This window comes from Enterobacter cloacae complex sp. P42RS, from assembly GCF_014930595.1.
GTDB classification, from domain to species: Bacteria; Pseudomonadota; Gammaproteobacteria; order Enterobacterales; family Enterobacteriaceae; genus Enterobacter; species Enterobacter bugandensis.
On record NZ_JADBRK010000020.1, the window covers coordinates 65,562 to 81,184 of the forward strand.

Sequence of the window (15,623 nt, forward strand, 5' to 3'; positions counted from 1 at the left end):
CCGTGCCCTTTAAACCCTTAGTCACCGCAGGCATCGAGAATGTGCTGAATGCCTTCCTGTATCGCGCTCCGGCGCTGAAAGCCGCACGTCAGCGGCTAAACGGGAAGGTACTGCGCATTGTGTTAAAAGAGTTCTCGACGCCGCTCGTGCTGGTTTTCAGCGAACGTCAGCTTGACGTTCTGGGTGAGTGGGAAGGTGAAGCTGATTGCTCGGTCATTACCCATATGAGCGTGCTGCCAAAACTGCGCGATCGCCAGCAATTAACGGCGCTTATCCGCAGCGGTGAGCTGGAAGTGGAAGGCGACATCCAGGTCGTGCAGAACTTCGTTGCGCTCAGCGATCTGGCTGAGTTTGACCCGGCAGAGCTGCTGGCGCCTTTTATTGGCGACATCGCCGCTGAAGGGATCGGGAAAGTTATTCATGGCGGCACTGCGTTCCTGCGCAAAAATCTGCAACGCCAACAGCGTTATGCCGCAGAAGTACTGACCGAGGAGTGGCGCATGGCGCCCGGGCCGCTGGAAGTTGCGTGGTTCGCAGAAGAGACGGCCGCGGTTGAACGTGCGGTTGATGCCCTAAGCAAACGGCTGGAAAAACTGGAGGGCAAATGACGCCTGGTGAAATTCGGCGCCTCTATTTTATCATCCACACCTTTTTGAGTTACGGGCTCGACGAGCTCATCCCCAAAATGCGTATCACGCTGCCGCTCAGGATCTGGCGGCGGACGCTGTTCTGGATGCCAAATCGCCATAAAGGCCAGCCGCTGGGTGAACGCCTGCGTCTGGCGCTGCAGGAGCTCGGCCCGGTATGGATTAAGTTCGGACAAATGCTCTCAACTCGCCGCGATCTCTTCCCGCCGCACATTGCCGATGAACTGGCGATGCTGCAGGACCGTGTCGCCCCGTTTGACGGGGTGAGAGCGAAGAAACAGATCGAGGAGGCGATGGGTAACCTTCCCGTTGAAACCTGGTTTGACGATTTCGAAATAGAACCGCTGGCGTCGGCTTCTATCGCTCAGGTGCACACTGCGCGTCTGAAAGAGAACGGCAAAGAGGTGGTGATCAAGGTGATCCGCCCGGATATCCTGCCGATTATCAAAGCCGACATGAAGCTAATTTATCGTCTGGCGCGTTGGGTTCCGCGTCTGCTGCCGGACGGCCGTCGACTGCGCCCGATGGAAGTGGTGCGGGAATATGAAAAAACGCTGATTGATGAGCTTAATCTGCTGCGTGAATCGGCAAACGCCATTCAGCTGCGCCGCAATTTTGAAAACAGCCCGATGCTCTACGTGCCTGAAGTCTATTCTGACTATTGCAGCCAGAACATGATGGTCATGGAGCGCATCTACGGTATTCCGGTTTCGGATGTGGTGGCCCTGGAGAAGCAGGGAACGAACATGAAGCTGCTGGCCGAACGTGGCGTGCAGGTCTTCTTTACTCAGGTATTCCGCGACAGTTTTTTCCATGCGGACATGCATCCGGGCAATATCTTCGTGAGCTATGAGCATCCTGAGGATCCGAAATACATCGGTATCGACTGCGGAATTGTGGGCTCGCTGAATAAAGAAGATAAACGTTATCTGGCTGAGAACTTCATCGCCTTCTTCAACCGCGACTACCGTAAGGTGGCCGAGCTGCATGTGGATTCCGGCTGGGTTCCGCCAGACACCAACGTCGAAGAGTTCGAGTTTGCTATCCGTACCGTTTGCGAACCGATTTTTGAAAAACCGCTGGCAGAGATCTCTTTTGGACACGTGCTGTTAAACCTGTTCAATACGGCCCGCCGCTTTAATATGGAAGTTCAGCCACAGTTAGTTTTACTTCAGAAAACATTACTTTACGTTGAGGGTGTAGGTCGACAACTCTATCCTCAGTTAGACTTGTGGAAGACGGCTAAACCTTTCCTGGAATCCTGGATTAAGGATCAGGTTGGCCTTCCAGCGCTGGTGCGTTCGCTGAAAGAGAAAGGACCGTTCTGGATCGAAAAAATGCCTGAAATTCCTGAACTGGTTTACGACAGTTTGCGTCAGAGCAAGAATCTTCAGCACAGCATGGATAAAATCGCCCGCGAGCTTCAGTCCAGCCGTGTGCGCCAGGGACAGTCACGCTACCTCTTTGGCATTGGCGCAACGCTGCTGCTGAGCGGTACGTTGCTGCTGATCAACCGTCCTGACTGGCAGATGATGCCCGCCTGGCTGATGGCTGGCGGGGTTGTTGTCTGGCTTGCAGGATGGAGAAAAACGCGCTGAGTTTGCATCGCCATCGACAGGTCGCATACGTATAATGCGACCTGACCAATTAATCATCTATCCCTGAGGAATATGTATGGGTGGTATCAGTATCTGGCAATTAGTCATTATTGCCGTCATCGTTGTGCTGCTGTTTGGCACCAAAAAGCTCGGTTCTATTGGTTCCGATCTGGGCGCGTCTATCAAAGGCTTCAAGAAAGCAATGAGCGATGATGAGAGCAAGCAGGATAAAACCAGCCAGGACGCTGACTTTACTGCTAAATCCATCTCCGATAAGCAAGAAGATGCCAAAAAGGAAGACGCTAAACGCCACGATAAAGAGCAGGTGTAAGTCGTGTTCGACATTGGTTTTAGTGAGCTGCTGCTGGTCTTTGTGATTGGTCTGATCGTGCTGGGACCGCAGCGTCTGCCGGTAGCGGTGAAAACCGTCGTGGGCTGGGTTCGAGCGCTAAGATCGCTGGCTTCGACCGTTCAAAACGAGCTGGCGCAGGAACTTAAGCTGCAGGAGTTTCAGGAAAGCCTGAAAAAGGTTGAGAAGGCGAGCATGGATAACCTGACGCCGGAACTGAAAGCCTCAATGGATGAGCTGCGCGAAGCGGCGGAATCCATGAAGCGCTCTTACAGCGTTAACGATCCTGAAAAAGCGAGCGATGAAGCGAACACTATTCATAACCCGGTGGTGAAGGACAGCGAAGCGCAGCGTGAGGGCGTGACGCCAGCGAGTGCGGAGCACCAGGCCGCAGCGCCTGAACAAACGCCGCAGGAAACTGAACTGAAAAAACAGGCGCAGCCGGAAGAGCCGGTGGTAAAAGCGGCTGAAGCGAAACCCGCCGCGCCCGTTTCCGAATCATCCCCCTCGTCGAGTGATAAAGCGTAACTATGGCAGTAGATGATACTCAACCGCTTATTACGCACCTTATTGAGCTGCGTAAGCGCCTGTTAAACTGCATTATTGCGGTATTCCTCATATTCCTGTGCCTGGTCTATTTCGCCAACGATATTTATCAGGTGGTTTCTGCGCCGCTGATCAAGCAGATGCCGCTGGGGGCAACGATGATTGCAACAGACGTTGCATCACCGTTTTTCACCCCGATTAAGCTCACCTTCTGGGTGTCGTTGATTGCGTCTGCACCCGTCATCCTTTATCAGGTATGGGCATTTGTGGCGCCAGCACTGTACAGGCACGAACGTAAACTGGTGATCCCGCTGCTGGTCTCCAGTTCGCTGCTGTTCTATATCGGCATGGCGTTTGCCTACTTCGTTGTCTTCCCGCTGGCCTTTGGCTTCCTGACGCATACCGCGCCGGAAGGGGTTCAGGTATCGACGGATATCGCCAGCTACCTCAGCTTTGTGATGGCGCTGTTTATGGCGTTCGGTGTGGCGTTTGAAGTGCCGGTGGCCATTGTGCTGCTCTGCTGGGTTGGGGTAACCACCCCTGATGACCTGCGTAAGAAGCGTCCCTATATTCTGGTGGGCGCCTTCGTAGTCGGCATGCTGCTGACGCCGCCGGACGTCTTCTCACAAACGCTGCTGGCAATACCGATGTACTGCCTGTTTGAGGTTGGCGTATTCTTCTCGCGTTTCTACGTGGGAAAAGGACGCCGGTCGGACGATGAAGACGATGCGTCCGAAAAGACCACTGAAGAGTAAAACCAGCCGCCCGTCAGGGCGGTTGTTCTATGGGGAATCGCATGTTTGATATCGGACTCAACCTGACCAGCTCGCAGTTTGCGAAAGATCGTGACGAGGTGGTTGCGCGTGCTTTTGAGGCTGGCGTAAAAGGGCTGCTCCTGACCGGGACCAACCTGCATGAGAGCGAGCAGGCGCTGCTGTTGGCGCAACGCTATCAACACTGCTGGTCAACCGCCGGCGTCCACCCTCATGACAGCAGCCAGTGTACGGCTGAGAGCGCAGAAACCCTGCGCACGCTGGCAAAAACGGCAGAGGTGGTGGCTATTGGCGAGTGCGGGCTCGATTTTAACCGCAACTTCTCCACGCCTGAAGAACAGGAAAAGGCGTTCACTGCCCAGCTTGCGCTGGCGGCAGAGCTTGAAATGCCCGTCTTTATGCACTGTCGCGATGCGCATGAACGTTTTCTCGCACTGCTGGACCCGTGGCTGGATAAACTGCCCGGCGCAGTGCTCCACTGCTTCACCGGGTCTCGCCAGGAAGCGCTGGATTGCCTGAACCGCGGTTTGTATCTGGGGATCACCGGTTGGGTGTGTGATGAGCGCCGCGGGCTTGAGCTTCGCGAGCTGCTGCCGATAATCCCGGCAGACCGTTTGCTTCTTGAAACCGATGCGCCATACCTGCTGCCGCGAGATATGAAGCCCAAACCGGCATCGCGGCGAAACGAGCCCGCCTTGCTGGGGCACATAGTTGAGCGCGTAGCGCACTGGCGCGGAGAGGATCCGCACTGGCTTTCCGCGCAGACGGATGACAATGTGCGTCGCCTGTTCGGGATAAACGTTTAAACTTTGCGGAAGTCGGTGTTTTTCACGCTCTGCAGCACCTGCTTGTTCAGCAGATTGAGCAACAGCATGGAGCGCGCTTCACCGTCCGGCTCGGCGAAAATCGCCTGCAGGCCTTCGAATGCGCCTTCGGTAATGACGACGCTATCGCCCGCGTAAGGGGTTTCCGGGTCGGTGATCCCTTCAGGCTGTTGATAAACAGACAGCTGATGAATGACGGTCGACGGAACGGTTGCCGGGTGGGCACCAAAACGAACGAAGTGGCTGACGCCGCGCGTTGCGCTGATGGTAGTGGTGTGGATCACCTCAGGGTCGAACTCCACGAACAGATAGTTCGGGAATAAAGGCTCACTGACGGTTGTGCGCTTCCCGCGCTGCATTTTTTCAAGCGTGATCACGGGTGTCAGACAATTTACAGACTGACGTTCAAGATGTTCCTGCGCGCGCTGAAGTTGCCCGCGTTTGCAATACAGTAAATACCAGGCCTGCATAATCACTCTTTCCCTTAGTTCGGGGCGCAAGCATATCAAAACCCTGGAGGGATCGCTAAGTTGATTATAATGGGGGAAATTCGAACACAGCGGGTAAGTTCACGCTAATTTAACAAAATTACAGCATCAAGCAGGCTTACGCCGTATAATGAAGCGCTTACAGAGAGGCCATGACTAACTGCATGAAATACCACGATCTCCGCGACTTCCTGACGCTGCTGGAAAAGCAGGGTGAACTGAAACGCATTACACTTCCTGTTGATCCTTATCTGGAAATGACAGAAATTGCTGACCGCACCCTGCGTGCCGGTGGCCCTGCATTACTGTTTGAAAATCCAAAAGGTTACTCAATGCCGGTGCTGTGCAACCTGTTTGGCACCCCGCGTCGTGTCGCGCTGGGAATGGGGCAGGAAGACGTTACCGCGCTGCGTGAAGTGGGGAAACTGCTGGCATTTCTGAAAGAGCCTGAGCCACCGAAAGGTTTCCGCGATCTGTTCGATAAGCTGCCGCAGTTTAAGCAGGTGTTGAACATGCCCACCAAACGCCTGCGCGGCGCGCCGTGTCAGCAGAAAGTGCTGGAAGGCGATGCGGTGGATCTCACCAAAATCCCTATCATGCAGTGCTGGCCTGAAGATGCTGCGCCGCTGATCACCTGGGGCCTCACCGTGACGCGCGGACCGCATAAAGAGCGGCAAAACCTCGGTATTTATCGCCAGCAGCTGATTGGCAAGAATAAGCTCATCATGCGCTGGCTGTCGCACCGCGGCGGCGCGCTGGATTTCCAGGAGTGGTGTGCTGCACATCCGGGTGAACGGTTCCCGGTGTCTGTCGCGTTAGGTGCCGATCCGGCCACCATTCTGGGGGCGGTCACGCCCGTACCGGATACGCTCTCTGAATATGCGTTTGCTGGCCTGCTGCGCGGGACTAAAACCGAGGTCGTGAAGTGTATCTCCAACGATCTCGAAGTGCCGGCCAGCGCCGAAATTGTGCTGGAAGGTTACATTGAGCAGGGTGAAATGGCGCCAGAAGGCCCATACGGCGACCACACCGGCTATTACAACGAAGTGGATAACTTCCCGGTGTTTACCGTCACGCATGTTACTCAGCGTGAAGATGCGATTTATCACTCCACCTATACTGGCCGCCCACCGGATGAACCGGCGGTGCTCGGCGTGGCGCTGAACGAAGTATTTGTGCCGATCCTGCAAAAGCAGTTCCCGGAAATCGTTGATTTTTATCTGCCGCCTGAAGGATGCTCGTATCGCATGGCGGTGGTCACGATGAAGAAGCAGTATCCCGGACATGCTAAACGCGTGATGATGGGCGTATGGTCTTTCCTGCGCCAGTTTATGTATACCAAATTTGTTATTGTCTGCGATGATGACGTTAACGCCCGTGACTGGAACGACGTTATCTGGGCGATAACCACGCGAATGGATCCTGCGCGTGATACGGTGTTAGTCGAAAATACGCCGATAGATTATCTGGATTTTGCCTCGCCGGTTTCCGGTCTTGGCTCAAAGATGGGACTGGATGCCACAAATAAATGGCCTGGCGAAACCGACCGTGAATGGGGTCGCCCGATCAAAAAAGATCCTGCTGTGACCGCGCGAATTGACGCGATCTGGGACGAACTGGCCATAATGAATAACGGTAAACCCTGAGCTGACCGTTAAGCCCTATAGACTTCCCGACAGAGAGAGCGAATGACAACCTTAAGCTGTAAAGTGACGTCGGTAGATGCTATTACCGACACCGTATACCGCGTCCGTTTGGTTCCTGAAGCGGCATTCTCATTCCGTGCCGGCCAGTACCTGATGGTGGTAATGGATGAGCGTGATAAGCGTCCTTTCTCTATGGCCTCTACGCCAGCAGAGCAGGAATTTATTGAGCTGCATATTGGTGCGTCTGAGCTTAACCTGTACGCGATGGCCGTGATGGACCGCATCCTGAAAGAGCGTGAGATTGTGGTCGACATTCCTCACGGCGACGCGTGGTTGCGTGATGACGAAGACCGTCCGCTGATTCTGATCGCGGGCGGTACGGGCTTCTCCTATGTGCGCTCTATTCTGTTGACCGCGCTGGCGCGTAATCCAGACCGTGACATCACCATCTACTGGGGCGGCCGCGAAGAGAAGCACCTGTACGACCTGTCTGAACTGGAAGCGCTGAGCGTTAACCATCCTAACCTGCGCATTGAGCCAGTGGTCGAGCAGCCGGAAGAGGGCTGGCGTGGACGTAGCGGGACGGTGCTGACGGCGGTACTGCAGGATCACGGCACGCTGGCGGGACATGATATCTACATTGCAGGCCGTTTTGAGATGGCGAAAATTGCCCGCGACCTGTTCTGTAACGAACGCGATGCGCGTGAAGATCGCCTGTTTGGCGATGCGTTTGCCTTCATTTAAATAAAAAACCCGCCCCTGACAGGCGGGAAGAACGGCAACTAAACTGTCTCTCTTCGCCAATGACGCCATAACTGCGTTGGCTGCGCTCGTTCACCCGAATCACTTACTAATGTAAGCTCATCGGGATTCGCTCGCTTGCCGCCTTGTTCTGACGTCATTGGCTTTGAGATACTTTTCCTTACTTACACTCTCTCAAACACCGTCGCGATACCCTGACCCAGGCCGATACACATCGTTGCCAGACCAAACTGGGCATCTTTGCGTTCCATCAGGTTAATCAGCGTCGTGCTGATACGCGCCCCGGAACAGCCCAGCGGGTGACCGAGGGCGATCGCGCCGCCGTTGAGGTTAATCTTCTCGTCGATCTGCTCCATCAGCCCCAGATCTTTAATGCACGGCAGGATCTGTGCGGCAAACGCTTCGTTCATCTCGAACAGATCGATATCGCTGGCAGTTAAGCCCGCTTTTTTCAGCGCCAGCTTCGAGGCCGGAACCGGGCCGTAACCCATGATTGAAGGATCGCAGCCCACCACCGCCATCGAACGCACGCGAGCGCGTGGCGTCTGGCCCAATTCACGGGCACGGCTTTCGCTCATCACCAGCATCGCGGCGGCACCGTCGGATAGCGCCGACGACGTCCCTGCCGTTACCGTACCGGTGACCGGATCAAATGCCGGACGCAGGGTAGAAAGCGCTTCGACCGTCGTTTCCGGACGAATGACTTCGTCGTAGCTAAACTGCTTCAGTACGCCGTCTGCATCGTGGCCCCCGGTCGGGATGATCTCATTCTTGAAGGCACCGGACTGCGTGGCGGCCCAGGCGCGGGCGTGAGAGCGCGCGGCAAAAGCATCCTGCATTTCACGACTGATGCCGTGCAGGCGGGAGAGCATCTCGGCGGTAAGGCCCATCATGCCTGCGGCTTTCGCCACGTTGCGGCTCATGCCCGGATGGAAATCGACCCCGTGGCTCATCGGCACATGGCCCATGTGTTCAACGCCGCCGACCAGACAGGCCTGCGCATCGCCGGTCATGATCATGCGCGCCGCGTCGTGCAGGGCCTGCATCGACGAACCGCACAGGCGGTTGACGGTGACCGCCGGAACCGAATGCGGGATCTCCGCCAGCAGCGACGCGTTGCGGGCGATGTTGAAGCCCTGCTCCAGCGTTTGCTGCACGCAGCCCCAGTAGATATCGTCGAGCGCTGCTGGGTCCAGCGCCGGGTTACGCGCCAGCAGGCTACGCATCAGGTGCGCGGAGAGATCTTCCGCTCGCACGTTACGGAACGCACCGCCTTTTGAACGGCCCATCGGGGTGCGAATCGCATCAACAATGACAACCTTTTCCATTGTGACTCCTTAAGCCGTTTTCAGCGCGCCAACCGGACGGGCTGGCTCAACTGCTGGATAGTAGGGTTCGTTATGGCGCGCTTTGTTACGCAGCCCTTCCGGCACTTCATAAAGCGGACCGAGGTGCTGATACTGCTGCGCCATATCGAGATAGCGGGCGCTGCCGAGCGTATCCAGCCAGCGGAACGCGCCGCCGTGGAACGGAGGGAAGCCCAGGCCGTATACCAACGCCATATCCGCTTCTGCCGGGCTGGCGATAATGCCTTCTTCCAGGCAACGGACCACTTCGTTGATCATCGGAATCATCATGCGGGCAATAATTTCGTCGTCGGTGAAGTCGCGTTTCGGCTGGCATACGTCGGCCAGCAGGCCATCCACCGCCGCATCTTCTTCTTTCTTCGGTTTGCCTTTGCTGTCTTCTTTATAACGCCAGAAGCCCAGGCCGTTTTTCTGTCCGAAGCGGTTGGCGTCAAAGAGGGCGTCAATGGCATCGCGATAATCTTTCTGCATGCGCTGCGGGAAGCCCGCCGCCATGACGGCCTGCGCGTGGTGGGCGGTATCAATGCCGACGACGTCCAGCAGATACGCCGGGCCCATCGGCCAGCCGAACTGTTTTTCCATTACTTTGTCGATTTTGCGGAAGTCCGCGCCGTCGCGCAGCAGCTGGCTGAAGCCGGCGAAGTACGGGAACAGCACGCGGTTGACGAAGAAGCCTGGGCAGTCATTAACGACGATCGGCGTTTTACCCATCTTGCTTGCCCACGCCACGACTTTAGCGATGGTTTCGTAAGAGGTTTTTTCTCCACGGATCACTTCGACCAGTGGCATACGGTGTACCGGGTTGAAGAAGTGCATTCCGCAGAAGTTTTCCGGACGCTTCAGCACGCTCGCCAGTTCGCTGATGGGGATGGTGGAGGTGTTTGAGGCCAGGACGGCGTCCGGGCGAACCTTGTCTTCCGTTTCCGCCAGCACCGCTTTTTTGACTTTCGGGTTCTCAACGACCGCTTCAACCACCACGTCCACACGGTCGAAACCGCTGTATTCCAGCACAGGCTGGATGGTTGAGATCACGCCTGCGAGCTTCAGCCCGTCAATTTTTCCGCGCTCAAGCTGTTTATTCAGCAGCTTGGCGGCTTCGGTCATGCCCAGCGTCAGAGATTTCTCGTTGATGTCTTTCATCACTACCGGCACGCCTTTCCAGGCCGACTGGTAAGCGATGCCGCCGCCCATAATACCGGCGCCGAGTACCGCCGCGTGTTTTGGCGTCTCAACGTTTTTGGTCAGCTGTTTGGCTTTGCCCTTCACGAACTGATCGTTGAGGAAGATGCCAACCAGCGCGCGGGCTTCATTGGTGTGCGCCAGCGGAACAAAGCTCTGGTTTTCCAGCTTCAGGGCTTCGTCGCGGCCAAAGCGGGCTGCCGCTTCAATGGTTTTCACCGCCGTGATTGGCGCCGGGTAGTGTTTACCCGCCGTCTGCATCACCATGCCTTTGGCGATGGTGAAGCTCATGGTGGCTTCAATCTTGCTGAGCTTTAACGGCTCCAGCTTCGGCTGACGTTTGGCCTTCCAGTCGAGGTCGCCGTTAATCGCCTGACGCAGAATGGCGAGTGCACCTTCAACCAGCTTCTCTGGTTTCACGACGCCGTCGACCAGACCGATTTTCTGCGCCTGTTCTGCACCCACGTCTTTACCAGCGGCAATGATTTCCAGGGCGCTGTCGGCGCCCAGCATGCGGGGCATACGCACGGAACCGCCAAAGCCCGGCATGATGCCCAGCTTGGTTTCCGGCAGGCCGATACGCAGGTCCGGCGTCGCCAGACGGTAGTCGGTCGCCAGCACGCACTCGCAGCCGCCGCCCAGCGCGTAGCCGTTCACGGCAGAGATCGTTGGAACAGGCAGATCTTCCAGACGATTAAAGACGCTGTTGGCAAAGTGCAGCCACTGGCTCAGCTGTTCTTCCGGAACCTGGAACAGCGAAAGGAATTCGGTGATATCGGCACCGACGATAAAGGCCGCTTTGTTCGAACGCAGCAGCAGCCCTTTTAATTCAGATTGCTTTTCAAGTACTTCCAGCGCCTGGCCAAGACTGGCCACCGTCGCGGTATCAAGCTTATTCACTGAGCCGGGGGCATCGAACACCAGTTCGGCAATGCCATCTTCCAGCCAGTTGAGGTACAGGGTGTCGCCTTTGTAAAGCATGTCAGTCTCCTGAATCCAGCAAGTGGATCTGGTCATACCAGATGAGACGGAGTGTGGAATTTATGTTAATAAAATGCAAATTACTCATTAAGAAATTGCTGCGTTGATCACGGTCGGTGGAAATCACGCAGCCGGAGTGAGGTGTGCTAAGATGCGATGACTTGAGGTCAAAAAAACGAAAGGAAGAATGATGGACTCACTGGCTTCGCTTTATAAAAATCATATCGTTACCCTACAGGAACGTACCCGCGATGTACTGGCCCGCTTCAAGCTGGATGCTCTTCTGATCCACTCCGGCGAGCTGATGAATACTTTTCTTGATGACCACGCCTATCCGTTTAAGGTTAACCCGCAGTTTAAAGCCTGGGTGCCGGTGACACAGGTTCCGAATTGCTGGCTGCTGGTGGACGGCGTGAACAAGCCGAAACTGTGGTTCTACCTGCCGGTTGATTACTGGCACAACGTCGAACCGCTGCCGACCTCTTTCTGGACCGAAGAAATTGAGGTGATCGCCCTGCCAAAAGCGGACGGCATTGGCAGCCAGCTGCCAGCGGCGCGCGGCAACATCGGCTACATTGGCCCTGTACCTGAACGTGCGCTCGGTCTGGATATTCCGGCAGACAAACTCAATCCGAAAGGCGTGCTGGATTACCTGCACTATTACCGCGCGTATAAAACCGACTATGAACTCTACTGCATGCGTGAAGCGCAAAAAACGGCGGTGAATGGTCACCGCGCCGCGCACGAAGCGTTCCAGTCAGGCATGAGCGAGTTCGATATCAACCTGGCCTACCTGACCGCAACCGGTCATCGTGACACCGACGTACCGTACAGCAACATCGTCGCGCTGAATGAGCATGCGTCTGTTCTCCACTACACCAAACTGGATCATCAGGTTCCGTCTGAGATGCGCAGCTTCCTGCTGGACGCAGGCGCAGAGTACAACGGCTATGCGGCCGATCTGACTCGCACCTGGGCGGCGAATGCGGATACCGATTTTGCGCAGCTTATTAAGGACGTAAACGACGAACAGCTGGCGTTGATTGGCACCATGAAGGCCGGAACCAGCTACGTGGATTACCACATCCAGTTCCATCAGCGCATTGCTAAACTGCTGCGTAAGCATCAGATTGTGAAAGACATGAGCGAAGAGGCGATGGTCGAAAACGACCTGACCGGACCATTCATGCCGCACGGTATCGGCCACCCGCTGGGCCTGCAGGTTCACGACGTTGCGGGCTTCATGCAGGATGATACCGGTACGCACCTGGCGGCACCGTCTAAATATCCTTACCTGCGCTGCACCCGTATTCTTGAGCCGCGCATGGTATTGACCATCGAGCCGGGGATCTACTTTATTGAATCCCTGCTGGCGCCGTGGCGTGAAGGGCAGTTCAGCAAGCACTTCAACTGGGAAAAAATCGACGCGCTGAAACCGTTTGGCGGCATTCGTATCGAAGATAACGTGGTGGTTCACGAGAACGGTATCGAGAATATGACGCGAGACCTGAAGCTGGCCTGATGGAAAGCTGGCTGATACCGGCTGAACCGGTCACTTTTGTTGAGGAAATCAAGAAAAGCCGCTTTATTACGCTGCTGGCGCACACCGACGGCGTAGAGGCGGCGAAAGCGTTTGTCGAGTCCGTTCGCGCGGAGCACCCTGACGCACGTCACCACTGCGTGGCGTGGGTGGCAGGGCCGCCGGACGATTCGCAACAGCTCGGTTTTTCCGACGACGGTGAACCGGCGGGCACAGCCGGTAAACCCATGCTCTCCCAGCTGATGGGCAGCGGCGTGGGTGAAATTACCGCCGTGGTGGTGCGCTACTACGGCGGCATCCTGTTGGGCACGGGCGGGCTGGTTAAAGCGTATGGCGGTGGGGTGCAGCAGGCACTGAATATCCTGACGACCACCCGCAAAACGCCGCTCACCGAATATACTTTATTGTGCGATTACGCTCAGCTATCGGGCATTGAAACACTGCTCAAACAATTTAACGGCGTGATTGCGCACAGTGATTACCAGGCAATGGTGCAATTACGCGTGGCGCTTCCTCAGGCAGAACTGGCTGCTTTTTCAGCAAAACTGGCTGATTTCAGTCGCGGTTCGTTGCAATTGCTGCCGATTGAAGAATAATCCCCACCTCACTTTTTGAATACCAAAGGAAGCGGCAGAGATGCATTTTCGTGCCATAACCCGAATCGTTGGACTGCTGGTCATACTCTTTTCGGGGACGATGATTCTCCCTGGACTGGTGGCGCTTATCTACCGGGACGGCGCGGGGCGGGCTTTTACCCAGACCTTCTTTGTCGCGCTGGCGATCGGCTCGCTGCTGTGGTGGCCGAACCGTCGTCAGAAAGGTGAACTGAAATCTCGCGAAGGCTTTCTGATTGTGGTCCTGTTCTGGACGGTGCTGGGAAGCGTCGGTTCGCTGCCCTTTATCTTCTCTGAGCAGCCTAACCTCAGCATCACGGATGCCTTTTTTGAATCGTTTTCTGGTTTAACGACCACTGGTGCGACGACGCTGGTGGGGCTGGATTCGTTACCCCACGCTATTCTCTTTTATCGCCAGATGCTGCAGTGGTTCGGGGGGATGGGGATCATCGTCCTGGCGGTGGCCATCCTGCCGATTCTGGGCGTCGGGGGGATGCAGCTGTACAGGGCTGAAATGCCGGGGCCGCTGAAAGACAACAAGATGCGCCCACGTATTGCCGAGACGGCGAAAACCCTGTGGCTGATTTATGTTCTGCTGACGGTAGCCTGCGCGCTGGCGCTATGGTTTGCCGGGATGCCTGCCTTCGATGCTATCGGGCACAGCTTCGCGACGATTGCCATTGGCGGGTTCTCCACCCACGACGCCAGCGTGGGGTACTTCGACAGCCCAACGATTAACACCATCATTGCGATTTTCCTGCTGATCTCCGGCTGTAACTACGGCCTGCACTTCTCTTTACTGAGCGGACGTAGTCTGAAGGTGTACTGGCGCGATCCTGAGTTCCGCATGTTCATTGGCGTCCAGCTTACCCTGGTCGTCATCTGCACCCTGGTGCTGTGGTTCCATGATGTTTACAACTCGGCGCTGACCACGCTCAATCAGGCGTTTTTCCAGGTGGTGTCGATGGCGACGACCGCCGGTTTTACCACGGACAGCATCGCGCGCTGGCCGCTGTTCCTGCCGGTACTTCTGCTGTGCTCCGCGTTTATCGGCGGATGCGCCGGGTCGACGGGCGGTGGTCTGAAGGTGATTCGTATTCTGCTGCTATTCAAGCAGGGGAACCGTGAGCTGAAGCGCCTGGTCCACCCGAATGCGGTCTACAGCATTAAGCTGGGGAACCGCGCGCTGCCGGAACGTATCCTCGAAGCGGTGTGGGGGTTCTTCTCGGCGTATGCGCTGGTCTTTATCGTCAGCATGCTGGCTATCATCGCGACGGGAGTGGATGATTTCTCCGCTTTTGCGTCCGTCGTCGCAACACTAAACAACCTCGGGCCTGGCCTGGGGGTTGTGGCGGATAACTTTGCCAGCATGAACCCGGTTGCGAAATGGATCCTTATTGCCAATATGCTGTTTGGTCGTCTTGAGGTCTTTACGCTGCTGGTGCTGTTTACCCCAACATTCTGGCGCGAATAAGGAGCCGTTGATGAAAACACTGATTCTTTTCTCTACGCGAGACGGGCAAACGCGTGAGATTGCCGCGTATCTGGCGTCGGAATTAAAAGAGCTGGGCATTTACTCAGATGTGGTGAACCTGAATCGCGCGGAGGAGATTGCCTGGCAGGAGTACGATCGCGTGGTGATTGGCGCCTCCATTCGTTACGGACACTTCCATCCGGCGCTGGATCGCTTTGTGAAAAAGCATACGGCGGTACTCAACACATTGCCGGGCGCGTTTTACTCGGTCAATCTGGTTGCCCGTAAAGCTGAGAAGCGTACGCCGCAGACCAACAGCTACACGCGCAAGTTTTTGCTCGGCTCGCCGTGGCAGCCAGACCTGTGCGCCGTCTTTGCCGGTGCGCTGCGCTATCCTCGCTACCGCTGGTATGACCGCTTCATGATCCGCCTGATAATGAAGATGACGGGTGGCGAAACCGATACGCATAAAGAAGTGGTTTATACCGACTGGTCGCAGGTGGCCAGTTTTGCGCGGGAAATTGCCCATTTAGCGGGCGATTCGCGACTTAAATAAGCGTTAAGTTTGAAAAGTGAGCGAACGAAAAGTTTTTTGTATTTTGTGCTTGTCACTTCAGAATAACTCCCTATAATGCGCCTCCACTGACACGGAACAACGGCACACACGCCGCCGGGTCAGCAGAGAAAAGCAAAATAAAGGCTTGACTCTGAAGCGGGAAGGCGTAATATGCACACCCCGCGCCGCAGCGAAAACGAAGCGGCACTGCTCTTTAACAATTTATCAGACAATCTGTGTGGGCACTCAAAGTGACATGGATTCTTAATGTCTTCGGAC

The 15,623-nt window shown here is 55.9% G+C and carries 15 protein-coding genes; 12 read left to right on the top strand and 3 right to left on the bottom strand.

What is annotated here, in order from left to right:
• The first annotated feature begins 2 nt into the window (after positions 1-2).
• The 6 genes from ubiJ (at position 3) to tatD (ending at position 4,719) form a co-directional block, all read left to right on the top strand.
• Positions 3-608 (top strand): ubiquinone biosynthesis protein UbiJ, encoded by a 606-nt coding sequence (gene ubiJ, locus IM314_RS19010; protein WP_028014778.1) that lies wholly within the window; start codon positions 3-5, stop codon positions 606-608.
• On the top strand, positions 605-2,245 hold the full coding sequence (gene ubiB, locus IM314_RS19015; RefSeq protein WP_028014777.1) for a ubiquinone biosynthesis regulatory protein kinase UbiB: 1,641 nt from the start codon (positions 605-607) through the stop codon (positions 2,243-2,245). Before ubiJ ends, ubiB begins: the two co-directional genes overlap by 4 nt.
• Positions 2,246-2,321: 76 nt before the next feature.
• Positions 2,322-2,576 (top strand): Sec-independent protein translocase subunit TatA, encoded by a 255-nt coding sequence (gene tatA, locus IM314_RS19020; protein ID WP_013099238.1) that lies wholly within the window; start codon positions 2,322-2,324, stop codon positions 2,574-2,576.
• 3 nt (positions 2,577-2,579) lie between these two features.
• Positions 2,580-3,122, top strand: coding sequence for a Sec-independent protein translocase protein TatB (tatB, locus tag IM314_RS19025; RefSeq protein WP_028014776.1), 543 nt, complete (start codon positions 2,580-2,582; stop codon positions 3,120-3,122).
• A 2-nt stretch (positions 3,123-3,124) separates the two neighbouring features.
• Positions 3,125-3,895 (top strand): Sec-independent protein translocase subunit TatC, encoded by a 771-nt coding sequence (gene tatC, locus IM314_RS19030; RefSeq protein ID WP_028014775.1) that lies wholly within the window; start codon positions 3,125-3,127, stop codon positions 3,893-3,895.
• 41 nt (positions 3,896-3,936) lie between these two features.
• Positions 3,937-4,719, top strand: a complete 783-nt coding sequence (tatD, locus tag IM314_RS19035) for a 3'-5' ssDNA/RNA exonuclease TatD (RefSeq protein ID WP_193359256.1) — start codon at positions 3,937-3,939, stop codon at positions 4,717-4,719.
• Here tatD and rfaH read toward each other — a convergent pair.
• Complete coding sequence (gene rfaH, locus IM314_RS19040) at positions 4,716-5,207, bottom strand: transcription/translation regulatory transformer protein RfaH (RefSeq protein WP_020882871.1); 492 nt, start codon at positions 5,205-5,207, stop codon at positions 4,716-4,718. The genes tatD and rfaH overlap by 4 nt on opposite strands.
• A gap of 170 nt (positions 5,208-5,377) precedes the next feature.
• On the opposite strand from rfaH, the gene ubiD reads away from it, so the two are divergent.
• Both ubiD and fre read left to right on the top strand, forming a co-directional pair.
• Positions 5,378-6,871 carry a 4-hydroxy-3-polyprenylbenzoate decarboxylase gene (gene ubiD, locus IM314_RS19045; RefSeq protein ID WP_028014773.1) on the top strand — a complete coding sequence of 498 codons (1,494 nt, stop codon included), beginning with the start codon at positions 5,378-5,380 and terminating at the stop codon, positions 6,869-6,871.
• Between the two features lie 42 nt (positions 6,872-6,913).
• Positions 6,914-7,615, top strand: a complete 702-nt coding sequence (fre, locus tag IM314_RS19050; RefSeq protein ID WP_028014772.1) for an NAD(P)H-flavin reductase — start codon at positions 6,914-6,916, stop codon at positions 7,613-7,615.
• A gap of 182 nt (positions 7,616-7,797) precedes the next feature.
• Here the strand turns inward: fre and fadA are convergent, their stop codons facing one another.
• Together fadA and fadB are read right to left on the bottom strand one after the other, a co-directional pair.
• Positions 7,798-8,961: an acetyl-CoA C-acyltransferase FadA gene (gene fadA / locus IM314_RS19055; RefSeq protein WP_041911841.1), complete on the bottom strand. Its 1,164-nt coding sequence runs from the start codon at positions 8,959-8,961 to the stop codon at positions 7,798-7,800.
• A gap of 9 nt (positions 8,962-8,970) precedes the next feature.
• A complete protein-coding gene (gene fadB, locus IM314_RS19060) occupies positions 8,971-11,160 on the bottom strand; it encodes a fatty acid oxidation complex subunit alpha FadB (RefSeq protein ID WP_041911842.1) in 2,190 nt (729 codons plus the stop codon).
• 190 nt (positions 11,161-11,350) lie between these two features.
• Between fadB and pepQ the strand changes: the two genes are divergently transcribed.
• The 4 genes from pepQ to hemG are packed head-to-tail and all read left to right on the top strand — an operon-like array spanning position 11,351 to position 15,344.
• Positions 11,351-12,682 (top strand): Xaa-Pro dipeptidase, encoded by a 1,332-nt coding sequence (gene pepQ / locus IM314_RS19065; protein WP_028014769.1) that lies wholly within the window; start codon positions 11,351-11,353, stop codon positions 12,680-12,682.
• On the top strand, positions 12,682-13,296 hold the full coding sequence (locus IM314_RS19070; protein ID WP_041911843.1) for an IMPACT family protein: 615 nt from the start codon (positions 12,682-12,684) through the stop codon (positions 13,294-13,296). Before pepQ ends, IM314_RS19070 begins: the two co-directional genes overlap by 1 nt.
• 40 nt (positions 13,297-13,336) lie before the next feature.
• Positions 13,337-14,788 (top strand): Trk system potassium transporter TrkH, encoded by a 1,452-nt coding sequence (trkH, locus tag IM314_RS19075; RefSeq protein WP_013099227.1) that lies wholly within the window; start codon positions 13,337-13,339, stop codon positions 14,786-14,788.
• 10 nt (positions 14,789-14,798) lie between these two features.
• Complete coding sequence (gene hemG, locus IM314_RS19080) at positions 14,799-15,344, top strand: menaquinone-dependent protoporphyrinogen IX dehydrogenase (protein ID WP_047362642.1); 546 nt, start codon at positions 14,799-14,801, stop codon at positions 15,342-15,344.
• The last annotated feature ends 279 nt before the right edge of the window (positions 15,345-15,623 follow it).

What these genes read in the sequence shown, in the direction of transcription:
- ubiD (WP_028014773.1), top strand. Translation starts at nt 5,378, where the DNA reads ATGACTAACTGCATGAAATACCACGATCTCCGCGACTTCCTGACGCTG.
- fre (WP_028014772.1), top strand. Translation starts at nt 6,914, where the DNA reads ATGACAACCTTAAGCTGTAAAGTGACGTCGGTAGATGCTATTACCGAC.
- hemG (WP_047362642.1), top strand. Translation starts at nt 14,799, where the DNA reads ATGAAAACACTGATTCTTTTCTCTACGCGAGACGGGCAAACGCGTGAG.
- tatC (WP_028014775.1), top strand. Translation starts at nt 3,125, where the DNA reads ATGGCAGTAGATGATACTCAACCGCTTATTACGCACCTTATTGAGCTG.
- trkH (WP_013099227.1), top strand. Translation starts at nt 13,337, where the DNA reads ATGCATTTTCGTGCCATAACCCGAATCGTTGGACTGCTGGTCATACTC.
- pepQ (WP_028014769.1), top strand. Translation starts at nt 11,351, where the DNA reads ATGGACTCACTGGCTTCGCTTTATAAAAATCATATCGTTACCCTACAG.
- ubiB (WP_028014777.1), top strand. Translation starts at nt 605, where the DNA reads ATGACGCCTGGTGAAATTCGGCGCCTCTATTTTATCATCCACACCTTT.
- IM314_RS19070 (WP_041911843.1), top strand. Translation starts at nt 12,682, where the DNA reads ATGGAAAGCTGGCTGATACCGGCTGAACCGGTCACTTTTGTTGAGGAA.
- fadB (WP_041911842.1), bottom strand. Translation starts at nt 11,160, where the DNA reads ATGCTTTACAAAGGCGACACCCTGTACCTCAACTGGCTGGAAGATGGC.
- tatA (WP_013099238.1), top strand. Translation starts at nt 2,322, where the DNA reads ATGGGTGGTATCAGTATCTGGCAATTAGTCATTATTGCCGTCATCGTT.
- rfaH (WP_020882871.1), bottom strand. Translation starts at nt 5,207, where the DNA reads ATGCAGGCCTGGTATTTACTGTATTGCAAACGCGGGCAACTTCAGCGC.
- tatD (WP_193359256.1), top strand. Translation starts at nt 3,937, where the DNA reads ATGTTTGATATCGGACTCAACCTGACCAGCTCGCAGTTTGCGAAAGAT.
- fadA (WP_041911841.1), bottom strand. Translation starts at nt 8,961, where the DNA reads ATGGAAAAGGTTGTCATTGTTGATGCGATTCGCACCCCGATGGGCCGT.